The sequence below is a fragment of the Vibrio azureus genome (genome assembly GCF_002849855.1).
Lineage (GTDB): Bacteria > Pseudomonadota > Gammaproteobacteria > Enterobacterales > Vibrionaceae > Vibrio > Vibrio azureus.
Window position 1 is genome coordinate 963568 of the sequence record NZ_CP018616.1, and the last position, 23881, is coordinate 987448.

20 protein-coding genes and 3 tRNA genes are annotated in these 23881 nt (G+C 43.4%); 13 read left to right on the forward strand and 10 right to left on the reverse strand.

Annotation, left to right across the window (positions count from 1 at the left end; genetic code table 11):
* The first annotated feature begins 74 nt into the window (after window positions 1-74).
* The 4 genes from lon to BS333_RS04600 all read left to right on the forward strand — a co-directional run bounded on the left by lon (window position 75) and on the right by BS333_RS04600 (window position 5568).
* Window positions 75-2429, forward strand: coding sequence for an endopeptidase La (lon, locus tag BS333_RS04585; RefSeq protein WP_021711192.1), 2355 nt, complete (start codon window positions 75-77; stop codon window positions 2427-2429).
* Between the two features lie 202 nt (window positions 2430-2631).
* Window positions 2632-2904, forward strand: coding sequence for an HU family DNA-binding protein (locus BS333_RS04590; RefSeq protein ID WP_021711191.1), 273 nt, complete (start codon window positions 2632-2634; stop codon window positions 2902-2904).
* Between the two features lie 258 nt (window positions 2905-3162).
* On the forward strand, window positions 3163-5022 hold the full coding sequence (gene ppiD, locus BS333_RS04595; protein WP_021711190.1) for a peptidylprolyl isomerase: 1860 nt from the start codon (window positions 3163-3165) through the stop codon (window positions 5020-5022).
* Window positions 5023-5262: 240 nt separating this feature from the next.
* Complete coding sequence (locus BS333_RS04600) at window positions 5263-5568, forward strand: ComEA family DNA-binding protein (protein WP_021711189.1); 306 nt, start codon at window positions 5263-5265, stop codon at window positions 5566-5568.
* A gap of 112 nt (window positions 5569-5680) precedes the next feature.
* Here BS333_RS04600 and rrtA read toward each other — a convergent pair whose 3' ends face one another.
* Entirely contained in the window at window positions 5681-6232 is a 552-nt protein-coding gene (gene rrtA / locus BS333_RS04605; RefSeq protein ID WP_021711188.1) for a rhombosortase, read from the reverse strand.
* A gap of 3 nt (window positions 6233-6235) precedes the next feature.
* Here rrtA and BS333_RS04610 point away from each other — a divergent pair, with 3 nt between their 5' ends.
* On the forward strand, window positions 6236-6850 hold the full coding sequence (locus tag BS333_RS04610) for a tRNA-uridine aminocarboxypropyltransferase (protein ID WP_021711187.1): 615 nt from the start codon (window positions 6236-6238) through the stop codon (window positions 6848-6850).
* A gap of 245 nt (window positions 6851-7095) precedes the next feature.
* On the opposite strand, the gene BS333_RS04615 is transcribed toward BS333_RS04610, so the two are convergent.
* From BS333_RS04615 to BS333_RS04625, 3 genes are all read right to left on the reverse strand, one after another.
* Entirely contained in the window at window positions 7096-8418 is a 1323-nt protein-coding gene (locus BS333_RS04615) for an anti-phage deoxyguanosine triphosphatase (RefSeq protein ID WP_021711186.1), read from the reverse strand.
* Between the two features lie 99 nt (window positions 8419-8517).
* Complete coding sequence (gene yfbR, locus BS333_RS04620; RefSeq protein WP_021711185.1) at window positions 8518-9102, reverse strand: 5'-deoxynucleotidase; 585 nt, start codon at window positions 9100-9102, stop codon at window positions 8518-8520.
* 133 nt (window positions 9103-9235) lie between these two features.
* Window positions 9236-10450 carry a pyridoxal phosphate-dependent aminotransferase gene (locus BS333_RS04625; protein WP_021711184.1) on the reverse strand — a complete coding sequence of 405 codons (1215 nt, stop codon included), beginning with the start codon at window positions 10448-10450 and terminating at the stop codon, window positions 9236-9238.
* A gap of 216 nt (window positions 10451-10666) precedes the next feature.
* On the opposite strand from BS333_RS04625, the gene BS333_RS04630 reads away from it, so the two are divergent.
* From BS333_RS04630 to BS333_RS04660, 7 genes are all read left to right on the forward strand, one after another.
* Window positions 10667-11980 (forward strand): isochorismate synthase, encoded by a 1314-nt coding sequence (locus BS333_RS04630; protein ID WP_021711183.1) that lies wholly within the window; start codon window positions 10667-10669, stop codon window positions 11978-11980.
* Window positions 11970-13697 carry a 2-succinyl-5-enolpyruvyl-6-hydroxy-3-cyclohexene-1-carboxylic-acid synthase gene (gene menD / locus BS333_RS04635; RefSeq protein ID WP_021711182.1) on the forward strand — a complete coding sequence of 576 codons (1728 nt, stop codon included), beginning with the start codon at window positions 11970-11972 and terminating at the stop codon, window positions 13695-13697. Before BS333_RS04630 ends, menD begins: the two co-directional genes overlap by 11 nt.
* Window positions 13684-14490, forward strand: coding sequence for a 2-succinyl-6-hydroxy-2,4-cyclohexadiene-1-carboxylate synthase (gene menH, locus BS333_RS04640; protein ID WP_021711181.1), 807 nt, complete (start codon window positions 13684-13686; stop codon window positions 14488-14490). The genes menD and menH overlap by 14 nt, the downstream gene beginning before the upstream one ends.
* A gap of 25 nt (window positions 14491-14515) precedes the next feature.
* Window positions 14516-15382, forward strand: a complete 867-nt coding sequence (gene menB, locus BS333_RS04645) for a 1,4-dihydroxy-2-naphthoyl-CoA synthase (RefSeq protein ID WP_033004314.1) — start codon at window positions 14516-14518, stop codon at window positions 15380-15382.
* A gap of 179 nt (window positions 15383-15561) precedes the next feature.
* A complete protein-coding gene (gene menC / locus BS333_RS04650) occupies window positions 15562-16551 on the forward strand; it encodes an o-succinylbenzoate synthase (RefSeq protein ID WP_021711179.1) in 990 nt (329 codons plus the stop codon).
* On the forward strand, window positions 16539-17990 hold the full coding sequence (gene menE, locus BS333_RS04655; RefSeq protein WP_033004318.1) for an o-succinylbenzoate--CoA ligase: 1452 nt from the start codon (window positions 16539-16541) through the stop codon (window positions 17988-17990). Before menC ends, menE begins: the two co-directional genes overlap by 13 nt.
* A 147-nt stretch (window positions 17991-18137) precedes the next feature.
* On the forward strand, window positions 18138-18320 hold the full coding sequence (locus BS333_RS04660) for a hypothetical protein (protein ID WP_021711177.1): 183 nt from the start codon (window positions 18138-18140) through the stop codon (window positions 18318-18320).
* Window positions 18321-18361: 41 nt separating this feature from the next.
* Here BS333_RS04660 and BS333_RS04665 read toward each other — a convergent pair whose 3' ends face one another.
* The 3 genes from BS333_RS04665 to BS333_RS04675 all read right to left on the reverse strand — a co-directional run bounded on the left by BS333_RS04665 (window position 18362) and on the right by BS333_RS04675 (window position 21889).
* Window positions 18362-19312 (reverse strand): YeiH family protein, encoded by a 951-nt coding sequence (locus BS333_RS04665; protein ID WP_021711176.1) that lies wholly within the window; start codon window positions 19310-19312, stop codon window positions 18362-18364.
* Between the two features lie 98 nt (window positions 19313-19410).
* Window positions 19411-21285, reverse strand: coding sequence for an MFS transporter (locus tag BS333_RS04670; RefSeq protein WP_021711175.1), 1875 nt, complete (start codon window positions 21283-21285; stop codon window positions 19411-19413).
* 10 nt (window positions 21286-21295) lie between these two features.
* A complete protein-coding gene (locus BS333_RS04675) occupies window positions 21296-21889 on the reverse strand; it encodes a TetR/AcrR family transcriptional regulator (RefSeq protein ID WP_021711174.1) in 594 nt (197 codons plus the stop codon).
* Between the two features lie 255 nt (window positions 21890-22144).
* On the opposite strand from BS333_RS04675, the gene BS333_RS04680 reads away from it, so the two are divergent.
* A complete protein-coding gene (locus tag BS333_RS04680; protein ID WP_021711173.1) occupies window positions 22145-23011 on the forward strand; it encodes a Tim44 domain-containing protein in 867 nt (288 codons plus the stop codon).
* Between the two features lie 345 nt (window positions 23012-23356).
* On the opposite strand, the gene BS333_RS04685 is transcribed toward BS333_RS04680, so the two are convergent.
* The 3 genes from BS333_RS04685 to BS333_RS04695 all read right to left on the reverse strand — a co-directional run bounded on the left by BS333_RS04685 (window position 23357) and on the right by BS333_RS04695 (window position 23867).
* Window positions 23357-23441 (reverse strand) — tRNA-Tyr (locus tag BS333_RS04685).
* A gap of 128 nt (window positions 23442-23569) precedes the next feature.
* Window positions 23570-23654, reverse strand: a tRNA-Tyr gene (locus BS333_RS04690).
* A 128-nt stretch (window positions 23655-23782) separates the two neighbouring features.
* A tRNA-Tyr gene (locus tag BS333_RS04695) sits at window positions 23783-23867 on the reverse strand.
* Window positions 23868-23881 lie beyond the last annotated feature (14 nt).

Here is a 23881-nt window from a genome sequence, read left to right on the forward strand (position 1 = left end):
TTGAATCCAACCAATTAAGCCCCATATACTGCATTAAGTAAGACGTTAATCGTGAAAGCGGAAGAGAGAATTATATGAACTTGGAACGTTCCGAGCGTATCGAGATCCCGGTACTACCTCTACGTGACGTAGTGGTTTACCCACACATGGTTATCCCATTGTTTGTTGGTCGTGAGAAATCGATTAGCTGTCTAGAAACAGCAATGGAAAGTAATAAACAAGTTCTGCTTGTGGCACAAAAGCAAGCTGATACCGATGAGCCTACTAAGGATGATTTATTTACGGTAGGTACTGTGGCAACCATCCTTCAGTTGCTAAAGCTCCCTGATGGCACGGTAAAAGTACTTGTTGAAGGTCAGCAACGTGCGAAAATTACACAATTCAAAGACAGTGAGTTTTTCCTTGCTGAAGCTGAATATGTTGTCACACCTGAATTGGATGAGCGTGAGCAAGAGGTTATTGTTCGCAGCGCAATCAATCAGTTTGAAGGTTTTATTAAGCTGAACAAGAAAATCCCGCCAGAAGTGCTGACTTCATTAGGTGGAATTGATGAAGCTGCTCGCTTAGCGGATACCATTGCTGCACATATGCCACTTAAATTGGTTGATAAGCAGCAAGTTCTTGAAGTTTTTGACGTCACCGAGCGTTTAGAGTTTCTAATGGGGCAGATGGAGTCTGAAATCGATTTGCTTCAAGTTGAAAAACGCATCCGTGGACGCGTGAAGAAGCAAATGGAAAAATCTCAGCGTGAGTATTATCTGAACGAGCAAATGAAAGCCATTCAGAAAGAGCTGGGAGAAATGGAAGATGCGCCAGATGAATTTGAGACTCTGAAACAAAAAATTGAAGAGTCGAAAATGCCAGAAGATGCTCGCCATAAAACTGAGCAAGAGCTGCAAAAATTAAAAATGATGTCACCAATGTCAGCGGAAGCGACAGTGGTACGTAGCTATATTGACTGGATGGTAAGTGTGCCATGGAACAAGCGTTCTAAGGTGAAGAAGAACCTTGCCAAGGCTGAAGAAATCCTTAACGAAGACCACTATGGCCTTGAGCGTGTCAAAGAGCGGATACTTGAGTACCTTGCGGTACAAAATCGAGTGAATAAACTCAAAGGACCAATACTTTGTCTTGTGGGGCCTCCTGGTGTTGGTAAAACATCCCTTGGCCGTTCTATTGCTGCTGCGACAGGCCGTAAATACACTCGTATGGCGCTCGGTGGCGTGCGAGATGAAGCAGAGATTCGTGGTCACCGAAGAACTTACATTGGCTCTTTGCCAGGTAAACTTATCCAAAAAATGTCTAAAGTTGGGGTGAAAAACCCGCTATTCCTGTTGGATGAGATCGATAAAATGTCTTCTGACATGCGGGGTGATCCTTCTTCAGCACTGCTTGAAGTCTTGGATCCTGAGCAAAATAATGCGTTTAACGATCACTATCTCGAAGTGGATTATGATCTTTCAGACGTCATGTTTGTTGCTACATCGAATTCAATGGACATTCCGGGACCGTTATTAGACCGTATGGAAGTGATTCGTTTATCTGGCTACACAGAAGACGAAAAACTCAATATTGCCAAGCGTCACTTGGTCGATAAGCAAGTGAAACGTAATGGCCTAAAACCGAATGAAATCACCATCGAAGACTCGGCTATCATTGGTATTATTCGCTACTACACACGAGAAGCGGGTGTCCGTAGTCTAGAGCGTGAAATCTCTAAGATTTGTCGTAAAGCAGTGAAAAATATCCTACTTGATAGCAGCCTGAAGTCGGTGACAGTGACGATGGATAACTTGAAAGAGTACCTTGGTGTTCAGCGTCATGACTTCGGTAAAGCAGATGAAAGTAATCGTATTGGGCAGGTTACAGGCTTAGCTTGGACTCAAGTAGGCGGAGATTTGCTAACGATTGAAGCGGAAGCGATGCCGGGTAAAGGCAAACTTACGCAAACGGGGTCGCTTGGCGATGTGATGAAAGAGTCAATTCAGGCAGCCATGACCGTTGTGCGCTCTCGTGCGGATAAGTTAGGCATCAATACTGACTTTCATGAGAAGCGTGACATTCACGTTCATGTTCCTGAAGGGGCAACACCAAAAGATGGTCCAAGTGCCGGTATTGCTATGTGTACTGCTCTAGTATCAAGCTTGACGGGCAACCCTGTGAAAGCTGAAGTCGGCATGACAGGTGAGATCACATTACGTGGTGAAGTATTACCTATCGGTGGCTTGAAAGAGAAGCTGTTGGCAGCACATCGTGGTGGTATCAAGACAGTATTGATCCCTAAAGATAACGAGCGTGATCTTGAAGAAATTCCTGATAACGTCATTGCAGACTTGCAAGTTATCCCTGTTCAGTGGATTGATGAAGTGCTTAAAGTTGCATTGGAGCGTAACCCAATGGGGGTTGAGTTCGAACCACAAAAACAGTGATGAATAGCAAAAATAAATAAAACTTTGCGCTGATAGGTTTAAAAAGGCTTGTCAGCGTTTTTTTTGAAAGCTACTTTATGCTCGATAGCGCCTACCATTCTAGTGGTATCGGTTTGAGCTCAATTTATTGCAATTGGACGACATTGCAATGGGACGTAGGTCATCAAAAAAATAACCATAGGTGACGGAAAGGGGAAACATCGTGAATAAAACTCAACTAGTAGAACAAATCGCAGAAAATGCTGATATTTCTAAAGCTTCAGCGGGTCGTGCTCTAGACGCATTTGTTGAAGCAGTAACAGAGACACTTCGATCTGGTGATCAAGTGGCTCTTGTTGGTTTCGGTACATTTAGTGTTCGCTCTCGTGCTGCTCGTACTGGCCGTAACCCTAAAACAGGTGAAGCGATTCAAATTTCGGAAGCTAAGGTCCCTTCTTTTAAAGCAGGTAAAGCACTAAAAGACGCTTGTAATTAATCAGCTTGAGGACTTGAGTTGTCAGCTTATCTTGATCATACCGTCTTGGTCTCATTGAAGAAAAGCGGATGTATTGGTAAGCAGTGATGTTTTATCTTGGTTCAAATGGCCAGTGCTGAACATAAATGACAAAACTTACAGTCAAACTGAATTAAAATATGCGCATCTTACTGATGCGCATTTCTTTTTCTGATACTATTGTAGTAATACTTTTTCTATTGGAAGCCGAGAGCTTCAATTTTGGAGAGCCGTTAAATTATGATGGATCGACTACGCGAAGGCGTAAACAGCATCGCAGTCAAAATAATCCTTGGAGTTATCATTCTATCTTTCGTATTTGCTGGTGTAGGTAGCTACATTGTTGGCGGCGGCAACAATGCTGCAGCGAAAGTGGGTAACACAGAGATTGCTCGTGGTGAGTTTGAAATGGCTTACCAAAACGAGCGTAACCGCATGCAATCACAGTTGGGTGATTATTTCTCTCAAATGCTAGCTAACCCTGAATACGTCGAATCTTTACGTAAGTCAGTGCTGGATCGTATGATCAACGAGGTCCTGCTTGATCAACAAGCGGAAGCACTTGGACTACGTATTAGTGACCAACAAATTAGGGACTTGATTCTGGAACTTCCTGAGTTTCAAGTTGATGGCAAGTTTAACCAAGATATTTATCAAGCAACGTTGCGTAGAGTTGGGTACACGCCAGACTCTTTTGCTGAGTATTTGCGTCGTGATCTTGTTCGTCAACAGCTAGTTAACGCCTTACAGACGAGTGACTTTGCACTACCAGGCGAAGTTCAAGCTGAAGGTAAGCTTTATATCCAAACTCGTGATATCCGTACGATAACCATCGATTTAGCGAAATACGCAAAAGATGTTAAGTTAACGGATGAAGAGATTCAGACTTTCTATGCCGAGAACCCACAGAAGTTTACTCGTCCAGAGCAAGTTAAGGTTTCTTACATTGAATTGTCAGCGGCGGCATTGAAAAAGCAAATCAATGTTTCTGATGAAGATGCGAAACAGTACTACGATGAGAACCTCGACAAGTACTCAACGGAAGAACAGCGTCGTGTTGCTCATATTCTTATTGAAGGCGAAGATGAAGCAAAAGCTCAAGCCGTTTTGGATGAGCTGAACGCTGGTGCTGATTTTGCTACTTTAGCGAAAGAGAAGTCGAATGATTTTGGCAGCGCTGAAAACGGCGGTGATCTTGGCTTCATTGAGCGTGATGTGATGGATCCTAAATTTGAAGAAGCAGCATTTGCTCTTCAACAAGTGGGAGAGACATCTGGTCTTGTCCAATCAGACTTCGGTTTCCACATCATCAAGCTAGAAGAATTAAAGGATTCAGTAACCAAACCTTACTCTGAAGTTGCGGCCGAGATTAAACAAGAGCTCGTTGACCAGCAAGCAATTGATCAATTCTATGAGTTACAAGGTAAACTGGAAACTGTTGCGTTTGAGTTCCCAGATTCTCTAGAAGATGCTTCAAAAGAAGTTGGGCAAACAGTACAAACGACTGACTTTATTTCTGAAGTGAATGCGCCTGAGCTACTGAAATCACCTGCGGTCATGCAAGCGATTATGAGTCCAGAAGTTAAAGAAGACGGTCTAAACTCAGAAGCTATCGAAGTATCACCAGAGCACATTGTTGTTGTTCGAGTGGAAGACGTTCGTCCTGAAACAGTTTTACCTCTTGAAGAAGTGAAAGCGCAGGTTGTTGCTGATCTATCTCGTGATAAAGCGGAAAAAGAAGCAGCGGCATTGGCAACTAAAGTTGTTGATGGTCTTAAACAAGGTGATGAAGCCGTACTCGCAGCCAATAAACTGGCTTTCGGAGACATTGAATCAGTTGATCGTCGTGCACCTTTAGCACAAGCGGTATTTGCCATGCCGAAGCCTGTTGACGGTAAGCCAGTTTACGGTCAAACGAAAGATATGACGGGTAACGTTGTTATTATCCAGCTTGATGAAGTGAAAGCAAAACTAGACACTGCTCTAGAAGAGCAAGTGGCAATGCAAATGCAACGTACTTCTTCTCAACAAGATCTATCTTCAATCATCAATGCGTTACGTGGAAATACAGAAATTGTTTACTACGCTGTGAGCAACTAGTCATTAATTATGTAATTAAGATGTTTGATAAGACGGGCCGCATTCGCGGTCCGTTTCATTTCTATCTCAAATCACTTTTACCTTTAGTCAGGTGTACTTAGAGTAATCTTTGTCATTTTATGCAGGTTTTTATGCCTTTCTCTTTCTTAGAATGGCCGAAACATAGACTGAAGATGACATTAACAGGGAATACATTAATTCAATGACTTATAGTCAACTACTCAAAGGAAGCTTTTTGAAATGAAATGGATATTAATGGCATGTGTAGCCTTCTTTTCATCAATAGGACTTGCTGCTGAAAGCGAAAGTAATTCGACAGCGTCTAATAATGGTAAGTACGAAGGTATTGAGATTACCGTAAATGTAAATACAGCATCTGCGGAAGAAATTGCCACTCTATTAAAAGGCATTGGTGAAAAGAAAGCTCAGGAGATTGTTGATTATCGCAATGAGTTTGGGCCTTTTAAAGCTGCAGCGGATCTGACCAATGTGAAAGGCATCGGTGCAGCGACGATCAAGAAAAACGAAGGGCGAATCCTTCTTTAATCTTTGTCTATTATAGATAGACTTGATGAGTAACATACCCAAGGGAACTTTAAAGCCTTTTTCATGGGAGCTTTATAGGGGCTTGGGTATTTTTTCTTTTAACCAATACTTTTTAACCAAAAATATGGCGGCGTGTGACTTTTTCTAGCAAAGCCATACCCAATCCACCCATCGCACCGGATAAGTGCGCCTCAATAGCCACATCAGCACTGATGAGTTCGGTGGTACTGACCGATGGGCCGAAGCATTGTTCCCATGCCACTTTGGCAATGAGTGCTCCAACTAGAAAAATACTGCTTTTTCTACCAGCAAACACTTCTTTTAACGCCCAGTAACCAAATAATCCGTGTAGAACCCCTGATAAGCCAACATAGATAGATAAAGTGGTGAACAAATTAAAAAATCCAACAATGGCACAAAGCGTGATGAAAACTATGGTAAAATTACGCGAGGTTGGCCGAAAGAAAAACGCAATTATCCAAAGTGCAGCGATGTTTACTGCCAAGTGGGCGAGGTTGGTATGGGTGAGGTTTCCTGTTACGATTCGCCACCACTCTCCATGATGGATGTGATCAAGGTGCCATTCACTCCAGCTTGTCATGGGTTCAAATTGCAGTATTAAGCAGATAACGCTGAGTAGGCTCAGCACAATATAAAGGCTCACTTAATGTCTCGTTATTGTTCTCAATGTGGCAAATCACATAAGTCGTGTATTTGTCAGTGGATTGTCCCCCTTGCTAATCAGGTGGAACTTATCATTCTTCAGCATATCAGTGAAGAAAACCGGCCACTTGGTACCGCAAGGATCTTAAACCTAAGTTTAAATCATTGTACCTGCATAGTGGGAGAAGATTTTTCTGATGATTCGGTGCTGAACGTGTTATTAGCAGACTCGGATTATCAGCATATGATTTTATACCCATCGGAAAGATCAATTTGCCTCTCGCAATGGAATCAAACGAAAAAGACAGCAAACAAAAAAGTGCGCTTAATCTTATTAGATGGCACATGGAAGAAAGCCTATAAAATGTGGCAGCTTTCAACCAATTTACATTCCATTCCGACGGTTGGGTTGCCTGTTGATTTGAAAGGCCATTATACGATTCGTAAAGCACCGACAGAAAATAGTCTTTCTACCGTAGAGGCGGGCTATCATGCATTGGGTCTGCTTGAGCCTAATCAGGATTTTTCGCCATTAATGAATGCCTTCGAAAAAATGATTGAATTTCAAATCTCTCAAATGCCACCAGGTGTTTTTGAGCGTAATTATCTCAAAGGTTAACGTTATTTGTTAACGATTCTCCAATGTAGAACCAAGATATCTTCGAATCATCGCCGCGCCTGAGAGCTAAGGTTATCTCGCTGAACACAGCACTTTGAGGTTATTTGGGTATCAATACTCAAATAACCATTATTGAAGAGTTTCTGAAAATGGCCGTTTAATACTCAGCCTAGGTATGTCCAGTCGTGCTTATAAAGCTTTTGTAATAAAACTGTTTCTACGAAACTATTGCTGTAAAACTGTGATTATAAAATGATGGAAGAAAATAACTGACGATGAAATCTTTGGGCATGACCATCAGTCATCGAGGAAATATAGTCAGCAATCACTCGCATTTTTTGGCTTTTATTATTTGCCTGTTGCCAGGTTTGTTGTGTTTGTTCAGGTAATAAACGTTCAGGGTCCGCACTGAGTGCTTCAAATAAATCCATGATGATCTGCTGTCCTTTATACTCCATAACCTGAACAGGATGAACTTGGATAACGTACTGGTTTACAAAGTGTTTCAGAATATCGAGGGCTTTGTTCATGGCCGGAGACAACTGAGCGTTCCAAGACAGCATTGGGCTATCAAAGTTGGCTGACGTTGGTTGAATAGAAATACTAGTGAGTAACGCATTCACCATCCCACCAATGGCATCCTTCCGTTGGTGATGTTGGCCACTGAATAACATTGCGCCAAGAGAGTCGCAATGCGCTTCAAACCATACATCACCACAGCAGGCTAGCTTCGACGCTGCGCCCTCTTGCCATTGTTGCTGGGTAACCATGCCTAAAACAATCGCATCTTCTAAATCATGGACACCATAAGCGATGTCATCAGCCAGTTCCATAATTGAGCAATCTAAAGACTTAAAGCGTGTCTTATGGTGCTTCATGGGGCTATCAGAGTGTTGGCGCATCTGACCAAGTAACGTTTGGTCATTATCAGACAGAGGTTCGGTGACCCAATCAAATAGGGCTTTATCACAGTCGTAGATGCCCTTGGCAGGGCTCCAATCTTTGGCTTTCAACTGGCGTTGGTGTTCAACAGGTTTGGGCTGATGAACTGCTCGGGTCTGACTGAGTAAGGCGGGGTATTTGATTAGGCCAAGTAAGGTACGCCGTGACAGATTCATGCCAAAGTGTTCGGTATAAGGCTCTAATTTTGTCACAATTCGGAAGGTTTGAGCATTGCCCTCAAAGCCACCATCCGAACGCATCATGTAATTTAGAGCGATTTCACCACCATGACCATAAGGAGGATGCCCAATATCGTGGGCGAGGCAGATTGAATCGATTAAACTGTCTGACGGCAGTAGAGGGACAAAATCGGGCTGTTTTTTCTTCAATTGGGCGACAATACCCGTGCCAAGTTGTGCCGCTTCTAAAGAGTGAGTTAGGCGTGAACGATGAAAGTCTTCCAAGCTATTACCATGGACTTGGGTTTTGGCTTGTAAACGACGAAAAGCCGCAGAATGGAGGATCCTCGCGCGGTCTCTCTGGAATGGACTGCGATGATCGTCACGGCGAATTTTATGTTCATCATCATGGCGTTCCTGCCATACGGGATCTAATTCAAACGACACGTTATTCTCCAGTACTTAAACAATATCTGATTTTTGACTTTTGATTATTCACTATTGATAGTCGAACATTTCTAAACCCTTAGGAAAAGTCAACGCTCTTTAACTGATTTCATCGAGGGAAAGCTCAAAACTTGATGCAAAGGTCTGTAAGAAGTAGCTCATTTCAGGGGTTTTACCTTGCTCTAAAGTTACATCAAGTCGCTTTTTGGCCAAAGCAAACTCGTGGTTACCAGTACTGAGTTCTTCAAGGCATTTTAGATAAGCACAAATGGAGTCGGCTTGTTTCACTATTTTGGCGTCATCTGGGTGAGCAGAATCTGAGAGAAGATAAGGTTCGAAATCTTGCTGAAATTCTTCGGGGAGCATCGATAGCAGTTTTTGCTCTGCGGCAGATTCTATTTTTTTGTACTCTTTGGCTATGTCTGGGTTGTAATATTTGACGGGTGTGGGCATATCACCAGTCAATACTTCGCTTGAATCATGGTACATAGCGAGGAGAGCAATACGTTCTGGATTGAGTTTACCGCCAAACTTTTTATTTTTAATCAGTGCGAGAGCATGAGCGACAAAAGCAACTTGCAAGCTGTGCTCGGACACATTTTCTGAGGAAACGGAGCGCATTAATGGCCAACGTTGGATCAGCTTCATTCTGGCTAAATGCGCAAAAAAGTGACTTTCTTTCATGTTACCTCCAACTCTCATTCATGTCTTTAAATCGCCGTGACATGTGTTTATGTGGCTTAATAGCCTCAACGAGTAATTAAAAAAGGGACTCAAGTTGAGTCCCTATAAGCATATGAAAGATCGGGCTTGATTACTACTGACGGTAAGTTGATAAGAAACGTTCGAATCGACCGATCGCCACTTCTAGGTCTTCGACATGTGGTAAAGTCACGATACGGAAGTGGTCTGGTTTTGGCCAATTAAAGCCAGAGCCTTGAACTAAGAGCACTTTTTCTTGTTTTAAAAAGTCTAAGATCATCTGCTGGTCATCTTTGATATTGTACATTTTTGTATCAATCTTAGGGAACAGATACATCGCTCCCTTAGGCTTAACACATGAGATACCAGGAATCTGAGTGATCAGCTCATAAGCTCGGTTACGTTGTTCGAGCAAACGTCCACCGGGCAAAATTAATTCATTGATACTTTGGTAGCCCCCAAGAGCGGTCTGAATCGCATGCTGCATGGGAACATTGGCACACAAACGCATCGAAGAGAGCAATTCTAGACCGCTGATATAGCCTTGTGCTTGATGTTTTGGACCCGTAAGGAACATCCAGCCACCACGGAAGCCACAAACACGATACGCTTTAGACAGGCCATTAAAAGTAACGACTAAGACGTCTTCAGTGAGCGTTGCTATAGAAGTGTGAGTTGCGCCATCGTAAAGTACTTTGTCATAAATCTCATCGGCGAAAATGATCAGTTTATGTTGGCGTGCAATCTCAATGACCTCAAGTAGGAAATCTCGGCTGTATACCGCGCCAGTAGGGTTGTTAGGGTTGATCAGAACAATACCACGTGTTTTGGGCGTGATTTTTTTCTTAATATCGTCGAGGTCTGGATACCAATCTGAGCTTTCATCACAAATATAGTGGACAGGGGTACCACCAGACAGTGCAACCGAGGCGGTCCAAAGTGGATAGTCGGGAGCAGGAATGAGCAGCTCATCACCATTATTTAATAGTGCTTGCATCGCCATGACGATCAACTCGGAAACGCCATTACCAATATAGACGTCTTCCACATCAAGAGATCGCAGACCTTTGCGTTGGTAATGTTGTACGACAGCTTTACGTGCCGAGTAAATGCCTTTGGAATCACAGTAACCTTGAGACGTTGGCAAGTTGCGGATTACATCGACGAGAATCTCATCTGGAGCGTCAAAGCCAAAAGGGGCTGGGTTACCAATATTGAGCTTTAGGATTTTATGCCCCTCTTCTTCCATACGTTTAGCATGTTTAAGTACAGGCCCCCTAATGTCGTAGCAGACATTGTCGAGTTTGGACGACATCCCGATATTTTCCATTGGTCGATTCCTAAATATTCATTTGTATCTTTCTTAACGTACCGTAGATTCAATATTTTTAGAATAAAAATCTACAAATTATCCCTCTAGTGTCTATATTTTATTCGCTCTTAAAAAAGCGTTTTACAAAAAATGCCAAGTAACCTTGATTTTTGTAAGGTCTAAAATTAGAGTAGCCACCATTACTTATTTACCCTCACAAATATAGAGGTTAATTTGTCATCATTTGATCAGGTCGTACAGTCTCTTATTCAGCGCATTGAAGTCGCAGACGATGAGATAACACGCATTGTCGAGAGCATGAATGAGCCGCCATGTTTTGAACTTCTAGATTGGTTAGAAGCACAGCCGCTGTTCCCTAAATTCTACTGGCAATCACGTAACTCCTATGAAGAGGTCGTGGCATTAGGTCAGCATCATACGTTTGATGAGCCTGGTCCAGCTTATGCCATGCTCAGTTCTGGGCAGCGAGTGTGGGGTGGGTGTGGGTTTGATCATCTAAAAACACAATCTAATCTTAATCAGTCGGCCTGGTTTTTTTTACCGAAAATTGAATTGATTCGACGCCAAAATCGTTGGTCTTTAGCGGTAAACTTGTCAGGGGATAATGCGAGTACTATTGAGGATCTACGTCAGCTCATCGCTGATGTAACGGAGCTGACTGCTGTGAACACATCGATTTGTTCGATTAAGCATTCTCCTAATCGATTTGAATGGCAAAGATTGGTTGAACAAGCCCTAGCTGAGATTGGTCAGCATCAGTTTAAAAAAGTGGTATTAGCTCGCCAATCTACTCTCAAATTGGATTCCTCTCTCAGCGCGGCTCAGCTGTTGAAATCAAGCACCATACATAATCATGATAGCTTCCATTTCTTACTCAGTTTGAACCGTCAGCAGAGCTTTATTGGTTCCACACCTGAACGGCTTTATTCTCGTGTGGGTCGTACTTTAAAGACTGAAGCGTTGGCAGGAACGGTCGGTCGTGGTGACAACGCAGCGCAAGACAATGCTTTTGCGAATTGGTTAACCCAAGATGTTAAAAACCTAAAAGAAAATCAGTATGTTGTTGACGATATCGTAGAGAGTTTATCTCCTTATATCGAGACTATTGATGTCGAGTCAAACCCAAGTTTGGTGCGCTTAAAGCAAGTGCAGCACCTAAGGCGACGCATTGAAGTCACGCTGAAGCCCGAAATTAATGGTGTTCAATTACTCGCAGCATTACAGCCAACGGCAGCAGTGGCAGGTTTACCTCGTCAATCCTCCATGCAATTTATTTTAAATAACGAACCTTTTTCTCGTGGTTGGTATGCGGGCTCCATCGGTTATCTTAGTCATGAGTCTGCACAATTTTGTGTGGCAATCAGAAGTGCTTTGGTCATGGAGGGTAGCGTACAATTATTTGCTGGAGCTGGGATTGTTCCGGGTTCTATTGCAGAACAAGAGTGGGCAGAATTAGAGAAAAAAACGTCTACATTACTGACTCTTATTTCAGAATCTACGTCAGCTAGGGAATACCATGAAAGCTGATAGCGCGGTAGTAAACCGTATCTGGTCTGATACGCTAATGACAGAATTGTGCCGTTTCGGTGTTAAGCATATTTGCATTGCTCCAGGCTCGCGATCCACACCATTAACGCTAGAAGCGGCACAGAAGACTAACGTGACGAGCCACCGTCATTTTGATGAACGCGGATTAGGCTTTTTAGCATTGGGTTTAGCGAAAGCCAGTAGTGAGCCCGTTGCGGTTATTGTGACTTCTGGAACGGCTGTCGCGAACCTGCTGCCTGCTATTGCAGAAGCTAAGTTAACGGGAGAACAGCTCGTTATTCTGACGGCAGATAGACCCGTTGAATTGGTGGGCTGTGGTGCTAATCAAGCGATAAATCAGCAAGGCATTTTTTCCCACCATGTATCTAATAGCCTTAATTTACCAAGCCCGACATTATCCATATCATTGAATTGGTTATTAACCTCCATTGATGATGTTATGTTTACTCAACGTCATTCAGGGGGGGCTGTCCATATTAATTGTGCGTATCCTGAACCTTTATATTCTGATAATGATAAAGCGGACTTTTTTGAATATCTTGGCAGTGTTTCTCATTGGAAACAAGCCAGCTCAACGTACTGTAAGCGCTTTGAAGCAAGGGCTGTATGTGATATCCCTGATTTTTCGTATAAAAAAGGTCTCGTTGTAATTGGCAGCTTGCCGTTAGAACAAGCTCAGGCCGCGTTGGAGTTTGCTCAGGCGATGGGGTGGCCTGTTCTTGCTGACCCGCAAAGTGGTGTCAGTTCCAATTGGGCTCATTTTGACTTATGGCTTCAGTGCTCTGGATTTGCTCAACAGCTTGATGATTGCGATTTAGTGGTGCAATTTGGTAGCCGTATTATTTCTAAGCGATTGACTTACTGGATTGCTCAACACGTTTTAAATAACCAAAATCACCGTGATGTTTCTTATTGGTATGTCTCTTCTCGGCTAGATAGAGATAATCCCAATCATTTGCCACAGTCTCATTGGGTTGAGCAGCCTAGCACTTGGGTGCAGCGTACATCTCATTGTTTTTCTCATTATTCCGGCTGGGCTGATCCGCTGGCTCTACAGTTGCAAGATAAGCTTTTGCCACTTTTAAGGCAGTGGCGTTGTGAAGCAGGGCAAGAGTTAAGTGAAATTGCCTTAGCGATGGATCTCTCATCACGTCTCAATAACGCGCCAAATGCCGATCTGTTTATTGGTAATAGTTTATTTGTGCGCTTGGTCGATATGTTTGGTTATTTGAATCAGGTTCAAGTCTTCACCAATCGAGGTGCTTCAGGGATTGATGGGATCTTTGCCACGGCAAATGGTGTCCAGCGCGCTCGTCAAAAGCCTTTGTTGATGTTTATCGGTGATACATCAGCCTTGTATGGGCTTAATTCACTGGCGTTATTCAGTCACAGTGATCTCGCTACGGTTATCGTCATTACTAACAATGATGGCGGCGCGATTTTTAGCTTACTTCCGGTACCAGAGGAGCATCGAGAAACCTATTATCAAATGCCACACGGCTATACCTTTGAATCTGCCGCGAAGCAGTTTGGATTAGGTTATGCACAACCTCGCTCAATGATGGAATATCAATCTGTGGTTGATGAGCACCTTGCTTTTGGCCAAGGAGCCTTATTGGTTGAGGTGCAAACACCTGCCGATCAAGCATCAATACAATTACAAACATTCAATTCCAAATTACATGCTTTATTTTGAACGGCGATCTGAGCAAGCGCTAACTCATTCATTAGATGGTAAAACCAACAAACCTACGTTAGTTTTTTTGCATGGATTTCTCGGCTCTGGAAAGGACTGGGAAGAATGCCTACCAAGGTTTTCATGCTATGAACAAATAGTGATTGATCTTCCTGGGCATGGTCAAAGTAAATCGGTGGTATGTCACAATTTGATACATTGTTGTGAGTTAATTTACACCACCTTGTCGTCACTGGTTTCTGACCAGCAGCCATTAGTCTTGATTGCTTATTCTATGGGAGCTCGTGTCGTTATGCAGGGCCTAGTGGAGGGGGCGTTTTCTGAGCTCAACATCAAAGCCACTTTTATTGAGGGAGGGAACTTCGGCTTAAAGCATCAGTCCGAAAAAGAAGCGCGGTTAATTTACGACGAGCGGTGGGCTCAGCGCTTTAGAGCAGAGCCGATTGCGTGTGTTTTGGACGATTGGTACCAACAACCGGTGTTTTCTTCATTAAATGATGAGCAAAGACAAATCTTTATTACCAAGCGAAGTGCTAACCTTGGTACTTCAGTGGCGAGTATGCTGCTTGCGACGTCTTTGGCTAAGCAATCTTATTTATTGCCAGCACTGCAAAAACAAAGCGTCCCTCTTTACTACATCTGTGGCGCAAAAGATCAGAAGTTTAGTCAGATGGCAGAGAAAAGTGGGTTGAATTATCATCGAATTGGCCAATCTGGTCACAATGTGCATCAAGAGCAACCCAATGCATTTTCGAGGTATATCAACCAGGTTATTCACGCTCACATTGCGTGAGTTCAACAAGACAATGGAAAACACGATGGCCAAAACAGTAGGTATTTCTGAACAAGAGCTTTACGCACCAGTAGAATGGGTGGACTTTAGCAGAGAGTATGAAGACATTCATTACCATAAGTCACTTGATGGTATTGCTAAGATTACCATCGCCCGTCCTCAGGTACGTAATGCATTTCGCCCTCAAACAGTGAAAGAGATGATGAGTGCATTGGCTGACGCAAGGTATGACTCTGCAGTCGGTGTCATCATTCTTACTGGTTTAGGTGAAGATGCTTTCTGTTCTGGTGGTGATCAGAAAATTCGTGGTGATTATGGCGGTTATAAAGACGAGCAAGGAACGCACCATTTGAATATCCTTGACTTTCAGAGAGATATAAGAACATGTCCCAAGCCAGTCATTGCGGCCGTCGCTGGCTGGGCTGTGGGTGGTGGACATGTTTTACATATGATGTGTGATTTAACCATCGCCGCAGAGAATGCACAGTTTGGTCAGACTGGGCCTAAAGTGGGTTCTTTTGATGGTGGTTGGGGAGCTTCTTATATGGCACGAATTGTTGGTCAGAAGAAAGCGCGTGAAATTTGGTTCCTTTGTCGATTTTACGATGCACAAGAGGCATTAGAAATGGGCTTAGTTAACACTGTTGTGCCGCTTGAAGCACTGGAAAGAGAAACCGTTCGTTGGTGTCGCGAAGTGTTACAACATAGCCCTATGGCTTTGCGTTGCTTGAAAGCAGCACTGAATGCTGATTGTGATGGGCAAGCAGGATTACAAGAGTTAGCAGGTAATGCCACGATGTTATTTTACATGACTGACGAAGGGCAAGAAGGGCGTAATGCATTCAATGAAAAGCGCCGCCCAGACTTTAATAAGTTTCCACGAAACCCATAACTAAGAATGAAGGAGCCTCAGTGCTCCTTCTTCGTTTTATACCCAAATGGCATCGCTCTGAATCAGGCATTTTGAGGTCACTTGGGTATACGATCGGCTTACACCTAATATGATGGTGGTTTGTACGAGATTAATGACCTGAGTTGAGGTTGCTTGGGCATAACATAAGGTTTTAAATAATGCGTAAAGCAAAGATCTACCGTTATCGTTTACCAATGGACAGCGGTGTCATTCTTAGAGAAGAAAAGCTTGTAGAACGAGTTGGTTTTATCATCGAGCTGTCTGAAAACAATAGAATTGGCCGGGGCGAAATTGCGCCTTTGCCCGGTTTTAGCCTTGAAAGTACAGAACAAGCGGGGATTCAGCTGCAGGAACAGGCAGAGAGGTGGATCGCCCGTTTGCCACTTGAGTATGACCATATGCACCCATCGGTAGGATTTGGTTTATCGATGGCATTATTAGAACTGCAAGGTGGTTTACCAACGAGTGGTAAGTATCAATGCGCCCCGTTGTGTACCGGGGATCCAGATGAACTGATAGCTAAATTGAATACCATGGAAGGGGAAAAAGTCGCGAAGGTCAAAGTCGGCCTCTATGAACCGATCCGTGATGGTATGTTGGTGAATTTGTTTTTAGAATCGGTGCCTCAGTTGCAACTGCGCTTGGATGCCAATCGTTCATGGACCTTTGATAAAGCGCAGCAATTTGCCAAATATATTGCTCCTTCATTGCGGCATCGTATTACGTATGTCGAAGAGCCCTGCTTTTCTCCTGGTGACAGCTTATCCTTTGCGATTAATACAGGGATTGCGATTGCTTGGGATGAAACATTGCAAGAAGCGATTCGACGTAAAGACTTCAATCTTGAAGATCTTACGGGTGTCAAAACCATTATTATTAAGCCGATGCTCATTGGCCATGTAGGTTTCTGTATTCAACTGATCGAAAAAGCCAAATCGCTAGGTATTAAGGCGGTAATTAGCTCTAGCCTTGAATCAAGCTTTGGCTTAAATCAACTGGCTCGGTTTGCTCAGTGGCAATTGCCTTACGAATTACCAGGGTTGGATACCATCGGTTTATATCAAGCTCAACTTGAAATTGGTTGGCCAACATCTGATTTACCTATTGTCCCTTTTGATGAGCAGGAATTAGTGTGGTGCTCCGTTTAGACCCGTCTTTCTGCAATGAAGCCCCTTGGCGCTTTTGGGCTAAACACAAATCAGATTCGATTGCGCTCAAAGTGGGTGAGCAGTCACTGACTTGGCAAATACTTTCTATAAGATTGGATGACTATGCTCAAGCTCTGTGCCAGCAAGGTGTTCGAAGGAAAGATACCATTCTGTTAGTGGGTAAGAATCAACCCGAAACACTTTGGCTTTATCTAGCGGCTCAGCAGATGGGGGTGATGGTCGCATTGACGATGCCGCAGCCTTTTCAAGCGTTGCAAGAAAAGTGTCAGTCAGTATATCGCAATGATCAAAAGCGTTTTATTTGGTTTGCCGACGATATGGTAAGTACCTACTCATCTCAACAGCGATTATTGCTGGATGCCAAGGTGTTGACACTGCCAGAGGATAGGGGGCAAGCGAGCTCTTCTCAAACTTCTTGTCAAGCGCATTGCCCAATTCAATATCAGCCTCACGCATTGGCTTCAATTCTATTTACGTCGGGCTCAACGGGCTCTCCCAAAGCCGTTGCTCATCGACATAGCCAACACTTGGCTTCTGCACAAGGCCTGCTTGAAGTGATTCAGTTTGGTCATCAAGACACCTGGTTGCTCTCTTTGCCTTTGTATCATGTTTCTGGCTTAGCCATTGTTTATCGTTGGTTACTGGCCGGAGCCATTCTAAAAATTGGGCAGGGTAAACTTGAAGAAGACATTCAAGGTGTCACTCATGCTTCCTTAGTGGTGACTCAGCTAAAGCGTCTTTTGGTCTCAGAACGTACGCTTGAATTAACTCATGTTTTACTGGGTGGAAGTCATATCCCTCAAGAATTAGCATTACAAGCACAGGCGAATGGCATTGAAACTTGGATTGGCTATGGATTGACAGAAGCCGCTTCAACAGTGACAGCGAAGCAAGTGGATCAACTGACAACGGTAGGACGAGTTCTTGCTAATCGAAAAATTCAATTGAGAGATCAGCGGATTTTAATTGGGGGAAGTACTTTAGCTGCAGGCTATTTTTATCAAGGTGAATTGTCAAAGCTGGTGGATCAACAAGGTTGGTTTGATAGTAAAGATCTTGGTCAATGGCAAAATGGTGAACTGAGAATTATTGGCCGAGCAGACAATCAATTTATCTCTGGTGGAGAAAATATCCACTGTGAAGAAATTGAAGCCGTCCTAAACCAAATAGAAAGTGTGATTCAAGCGATTGTGGTTCCAGTGCCAGACATGGAGTTTGGTCATCGTCCTGTTGCGGTCTTGCAGACTGATACGTTGTTATCGGCGTCACAATATAACCAATGCCTAGAGCAGAGGCTGCAAAAATTTAAATGGCCTATTCGATACTATCTGATGCCGCCTGATGTTCTTACCAGTGGGATAAAAGTATCAAGACAAGCTGTGAAAAATTGGATAAAAACCGTCTATCCGTCTCGTTGATTTCTCTCTTTTTGATTCTTTATCAAGGTGAAAGTGTTTGGGTATAGTTGATTTTGCAATGAATTAGTCGAAAAGGGAATTTCGTATCTTAATCGAGTTGTATCATAATCACTGGCATGGCTTGGGGAGTAATGCAAAGGGATTTGGATGGTTAAGTACGCTCTGGCGGTAGTGGTTGTTTTACAAATTATTTTCGCTGTTAACAGTGACGGCCTAACGCGAGCATTGGCGGAATTTAGCGCTTTTCTTGTCGCCATTATTTGGGTTCTAGTCCATAGATATGACGGTTCAATGAGGAAAACCACCTTAGGTTGCAACAAGCGTCGTTAATCGTTAGGCCATTTAGTTTACCAGAGCATGATCTCCCGACTTTATTTGAGTACTAACCAAGCAAGTGAAGTGGCAGAAATAAGAATCCATAAAGTCACGCCAAACATCATGGGCTTGGCCCCGGCAGACTTCAGTTTAGAAATGGAAATACTGCTCCCAATCAAAAACAAGCACACAACTAATGTCTTTTTAGCAATAGCAAAAATAGTTTGATAAACGATCTCAAATTGAGGCAAAACATCGCTGACGGCAATGGCGACACAGTACCAAAAGATAAAATAAGGAATAACTTGTTTGCGTTCGCCTTGCTGTTTATTAATTCGAGAAAATACTACAGCGCTGATTAAAGCAACAGGAATAATCCATAATGCTCGTGCTAGCTTGAGTGTGGTCGCTGTAATCAGGGCTTCTTCACCATAGCTTGATGCAGCTCCCACAACGGAAGAGGTATCATGGATCGCAATGGCAGCCCACGTACCAAAGGTATGCTGATCTAAACCTAGAGCATGACCAATCACCGGGAAAATAAAAAGGGCAAGGGAGTTTAGGATAAATACCGTCGCGAGTGCGAGCCCAATCTGTTCATCTTTAGCTCTTATAGCTGGTGCAACGGCGGCGATCGCGCTTCCACCACAAATAGCAGTACCTGAGGCGATTAAGTAGGCTGTCTTTTGTTCAAGCTTTATCGCTTTTGCTAACATCATCCCGAGTGTCAAAGTGCCTAATATAGTCGCAACAATCAAACCAATTCCATCGGTTGTAGCGGCAAGCGCTTGTTCGAAATGGATTCCGAAGCCTAGGCCGATAATTGAGTAGGCTAGGAGTTTCTTGGTCCAAGAGGCGATAGGAAGATCCTTGGGAACGAACCCAAAACTTGCTAAGAGAAATCCTAATGTTAACGCAATAGGGGACGAGATAAAGGGCAATAAGCAAAACAACAATGCGAGCCAAAATAAAGCATGTTTGGCTTTTAAAAAGGGTAATAGTTTCAAAAGATGACAGTTACAGTGGTGAATACTCGACAGCAGTATATCGCATCACATAGAGAGGAAGAAACACTAATTCCTTCCCGAATTCACTCACCCTTATTTCATCGCCAGTCGCCTCTGAGAGCAAGAACTTTATCAAACATGATTTTAGCGGTTGCTTGTTCAGGATTGACAGGTGGGCCTGCCTCAACTTCCAGTTTGGACCAAAAACGAGAAGGGAGGCCTTTGCAAGCTCGGCCTTTTACTCGGCTGAAATAACTTCCCCACAAGCCTTTGAGCGCAATTGGAATCACTGGGACAGGGCTTCGACGAAGAATAATGTCAATACCGCGCATAAACTCGTTCATTTCACCATCGCTGGTCAATCTTCCTTCAGGGAAAATACAGACCAGATGGCCCTCACTCAGCGCTTTTTCAACTTCGCTGAAGGCTCGTCGAATTGAAGTTCGGTTATCTGCAGAAATTGGGATCACGCCAGCTCGGCGGAGAAAGCGCCTTAAAGGCGGTAAATTTGCGTAATCTTCTTCCATAACAAAGCGAATCAACCTCGGGCAAACTGCGCTTAATAATAAGGCATCGAGATAACTGACGTGGTTACATACAAGCAAAGCGCCACCATTTTCAGGTAGATATTTAAGGTTTTTGTGTTTCACTCGGTAACAACTGTGTGTGAGTATCCAAACAATAAAGCGAAATATAATGATTGGAATTTGGAAAAACAGGTAGACCACGACGAACATGTTGAGTATCGCTAACAGAGTGAATAACTGAGGGATGCTCATTTCCAGAAGGCTTAGGCAAACAATCCCCAGTACAGCGCTACCGACCATAAATAGTGAGTTAAAGATGTTTAATCCAGCGATGACTTGTGCTCGTTGAGAGACTTTGGCGCGATGCTGCATCAAGGCATAGAGAGGAACAATAAATAAACCACCAGAAGCACCGATCATTAATAAATAAAAGAATAGTGGCCACAGTGCATCATGGCTTACAAATTGAGTAAAAGAATCAAATTTAGGGAGGTCGTCGGGGATGGTTGTCGCCATCAACAGACCGAAGATGGTGATACCCAGTGCGCCAATGGGGACAATACCAATCTCAATACGTTGATTTGATAATTTATTACATGCCTGCGAGCCGACAGCAATACCAATAGAAAACAGTGCAAGGAGGAAAGATACCGCACTTTCACCACCATGTAGGTGCAGTTTGGTGAAGTTTGGGAATTGAGTCAGATAGGCAGCACCTAGAAACCAAAACCAGCTAATAGCTAAGATACACTGAAAGATAGTACGGTCAGATTTGGCTATCGATAACGTTTGTTTAGTTTGTTGGTAAGGACGCCATTTGAAATTCAATTCAGGTGCGTCAGCAGGCGCTTCAGGAATAAATCGGCTGGATAAATATCCTAGAATAGCAAATACGAGGACGCAGCCTGCAGCAAGGTATTGTGCATTGGGTGCTGAAGTGATGAGTCCAGCACCAAGTGTACCAATAAGGATGGCGATGAAAGTGCCTGACTCGACCAATGCATTCCCGGGCAGCAACTCTTTTTCACTGAGCTTTTGAGGTAGAAACGCATACTTTACTGGGCCAAAAAAGGCGGATTGTGTGCCCATCAAAAACAAAATGAGTAATAAGACGCTATAGCTTTCTGTAATAAAACCAATGGCTCCGAGAAGCATGATGGCGATTTCAAAGAGTTTCACTTTGCGGATAAACCATGACTTTTCATATTTATCCGCTAAAACTCCTGCCGAAGCGGAAAAGAGAAAGAAAGGAAGTATAAATAAGCCCGCAGCTAAATTAACGAACAGGTTGCTGGAGATAGGTAAATGTTGCGAGCCAGCGAAGGCGACAAAAAGCAGTAAAACGTTTTTGAAGATATTATCATTGAAAGCTCCAAAAAATTGGGTAACAAAATAGGGAAGGAACTTTCGTTGCGTCAATAACGACTTTTGGCTGCCTGATGACATCATTAATCCTTTATTGCCAGCTATTCAGATAGTTGGATAATAGATTATTAATCAGCTCTTTGCCGTCTATAGGTGTATCGGTGAAAAATTTATCGTCCACACTGAGAAGGGTGATACCGTGAACGCCTGACCATAGGACTCGGCTGGCTTGAAGGATTTCTGGGGCGCTCTTATGGGGGGCAAGTTGAGCAAGGAGTGATTCTAGCATCCCTGTCATACCATTTATTCGTTTGGCATGCCATTGTGGAAGTTCGGCACCGTTCATGCCATGCTCGAAAACCAATTGCCAACGGTATGGGTGACGTTGAGCAAAATCGTGATAGCAAAAAGCCAAAGCAGATAAGCTTTGGTGGATATCTGTACTTTTGCTGATCGCCTCAATAGACTCGGCTTGCAGTTCATCGATGGTTTGTGCCACAACGTGAAGCAGCAACAAGTTGTAATTGCCAAATACATTGACCAATGTGCTGGGAACGTAGCCGATCATATTGGCAATTTTACGCAGACTTAACTCGTGATAAGAATGCTCTGATAAAAAACCTTTGACAGTGGTCAGGGTGAGATTGACTAATTCTTCTCTTGTGTGATCGTTTCTGCGAGCCATATTATAAAATTACTTATTGAACAACGTTCAATATGATAGTCAGCTACGTAAAGGCCGTCAATGAAACAAAGCCTAACTCATCCCGTTATATAGCAATATTCTGATACATGTCTTCGATCTTGTAAGGTTTCATTGTTGAATCTGACAGAGTATCATTAAAGAACGGCTTATTTTAGCGTGCTACTATGATAGGTATGAACACGTTGCCTGTATGAGCAGCACAATATGTACCCAACAACAATTATAAGGATAATGATGAAACGTTTATTTTCGATTGTCGCCTTGCTGATGTTTACCGTGGCTATAACTCCTATTGCGGAAGCGAAGAAGTTTGGTGGTGGTAAATCATTTGGTAAAAGCTACAAAACCGCTCCTGCGCCTAAGCAACAGCAAAACAACACCAATACCGTAGGAAAAGAACAAACCAAAAAATCATCCAGTAAAAAAGGCCTAATGGGCGGTTTACTTGGTGGTCTTCTTGCTGGTGGGTTACTGGCTGCGTTCTTCGGTGGTGCTTTTGAAGGTATTCAATTTATGGATATTTTGATCATCGGTTTGATCGCTTTCGTGATCTTTAAACTGATGAAGGGATTACTTGGAGCAAAGCAGGGCAGTATGAATCAGCATCGCCAACAGCCTGCTTTTGGTGGTAACACCTCTAAGTTTGAACAACCTAATACGCAAAACTTTGAGCAGTCTGCTAATGCGCCTACGGGTGGCTTTGGCGCACCAACAAGTGATGTACCGCACAACTTTCCTCCAGGTTTTGATCAAGCGGCCTTTATCAATGGCTCGCGTGAGCATTACCGTACCTTGCAAGGTGCATGGAACCACAATCAGCTTGATACTATCCAAGAGTATGTATCACCAAGCCTCTTTGATGACCTAAAATCAGAGCGTGCTAAGCTTGATGGCGACCAGCATACGGATGTTATGTATGTGGATGCTGAAATCGTCCGTGCTGACTACGATGCAAACAAAGCTCAATTGAGCCTACAATTTAGTGGTCGATACCGTGACACTGCTGAAGGCGTTGAAGAAGATATCAATGATATTTGGCACCTGGAACGTGACCTGACGGTGCCGAATGCACCATGGTTGATTGTTGGTATTCAAGGTTAAGTTTGACGACTTGAATCATCAATGACTAATGAAGAATCCCGTCTAATATGGCGGGATTTTTTGTATCTTCAGTTTATTTTAGGGTTTAAATTGACTCCTGACTCCTGACTCCTGACTCCTGACTCCTGACTCCTGACTCCTGACTCCTGACTCTTTCAGAAAATAGAGTAGTTCATCAGTTATCTTTGAATTATCGTATTTAAAGTGATTGCACTCATAGTCAGAATGAATAATGGGAGCGGCATGTTGTATTAAGGGAGAGACGTAATGAGGGTGTTTGGTTGACCAAAAATAACAGTTGTTCAGACATGAAAAAAGCCAGCTCAATGAGCTGGCTTTAAAGTATGGTGGAGGGGGACGGATTCGAACCATCGAAGGCAGTGCCGGCAGATTTACAGTCTGCTCCCTTTGGCCACTCGGGAACCCCTCCAGGGTGTTTTTATGCTTACTTAGCATGCGTCAATAACAGACGGTGCAAATCGCAAACTTGAAAAGTGTTTTCCCAACACGTCTTTCCAAGCCATTCTTATGTTCAAAGGAGAGACATAAGAAGAAATATGGTGGAGGGGGACGGATTCGAACCATCGAAGGCAGTGCCGGCAGATTTACAGTCTGCTCCCTTTGGCCACTCGGGAACCCCTCCAGGGAGTTTTTATGCTTACTTAGCATGTGTCAGTAACAGACAGTGCTAAGCGCAAACTTGAAAAGTGTTTTCCCAACACGGCTTTCCAAGCCATTCTTATGTTCAAAGGAGAAACACAAGAAGAAATATGGTGGAGGGGGACGGATTCGAACCATCGAAGGCAGTGCCGGCAGATTTACAGTCTGCTCCCTTTGGCCACTCGGGAACCCCTCCAGGGTGTTTTTATG

Bases quoted from the DNA above. Each gene is read 5' to 3' on its own strand.
- menB (WP_033004314.1), top strand. From the start codon at position 14,516: ATGGCCAAAACAGTAGGTATTTCTGAACAAGAGCTTTACGCACCAGTA.
- BS333_RS04625 (WP_021711184.1), bottom strand. From the start codon at position 10,450: ATGGAAAATATCGGGATGTCGTCCAAACTCGACAATGTCTGCTACGAC.
- lon (WP_021711192.1), top strand. From the start codon at position 75: ATGAACTTGGAACGTTCCGAGCGTATCGAGATCCCGGTACTACCTCTA.
- yfbR (WP_021711185.1), bottom strand. From the start codon at position 9,102: ATGAAAGAAAGTCACTTTTTTGCGCATTTAGCCAGAATGAAGCTGATC.
- ppiD (WP_021711190.1), top strand. From the start codon at position 3,163: ATGATGGATCGACTACGCGAAGGCGTAAACAGCATCGCAGTCAAAATA.
- BS333_RS04660 (WP_021711177.1), top strand. From the start codon at position 18,138: ATGGTTAAGTACGCTCTGGCGGTAGTGGTTGTTTTACAAATTATTTTC.
- menD (WP_021711182.1), top strand. From the start codon at position 11,970: ATGAAAGCTGATAGCGCGGTAGTAAACCGTATCTGGTCTGATACGCTA.
- BS333_RS04670 (WP_021711175.1), bottom strand. From the start codon at position 21,285: ATGTCATCAGGCAGCCAAAAGTCGTTATTGACGCAACGAAAGTTCCTT.
- BS333_RS04610 (WP_021711187.1), top strand. From the start codon at position 6,236: ATGTCTCGTTATTGTTCTCAATGTGGCAAATCACATAAGTCGTGTATT.
- BS333_RS04600 (WP_021711189.1), top strand. From the start codon at position 5,263: ATGAAATGGATATTAATGGCATGTGTAGCCTTCTTTTCATCAATAGGA.
- BS333_RS04675 (WP_021711174.1), bottom strand. From the start codon at position 21,889: ATGGCTCGCAGAAACGATCACACAAGAGAAGAATTAGTCAATCTCACC.
- menC (WP_021711179.1), top strand. From the start codon at position 15,562: ATGCGTAAAGCAAAGATCTACCGTTATCGTTTACCAATGGACAGCGGT.
- menH (WP_021711181.1), top strand. From the start codon at position 13,684: ATGCTTTATTTTGAACGGCGATCTGAGCAAGCGCTAACTCATTCATTA.
- BS333_RS04680 (WP_021711173.1), top strand. From the start codon at position 22,145: ATGAAACGTTTATTTTCGATTGTCGCCTTGCTGATGTTTACCGTGGCT.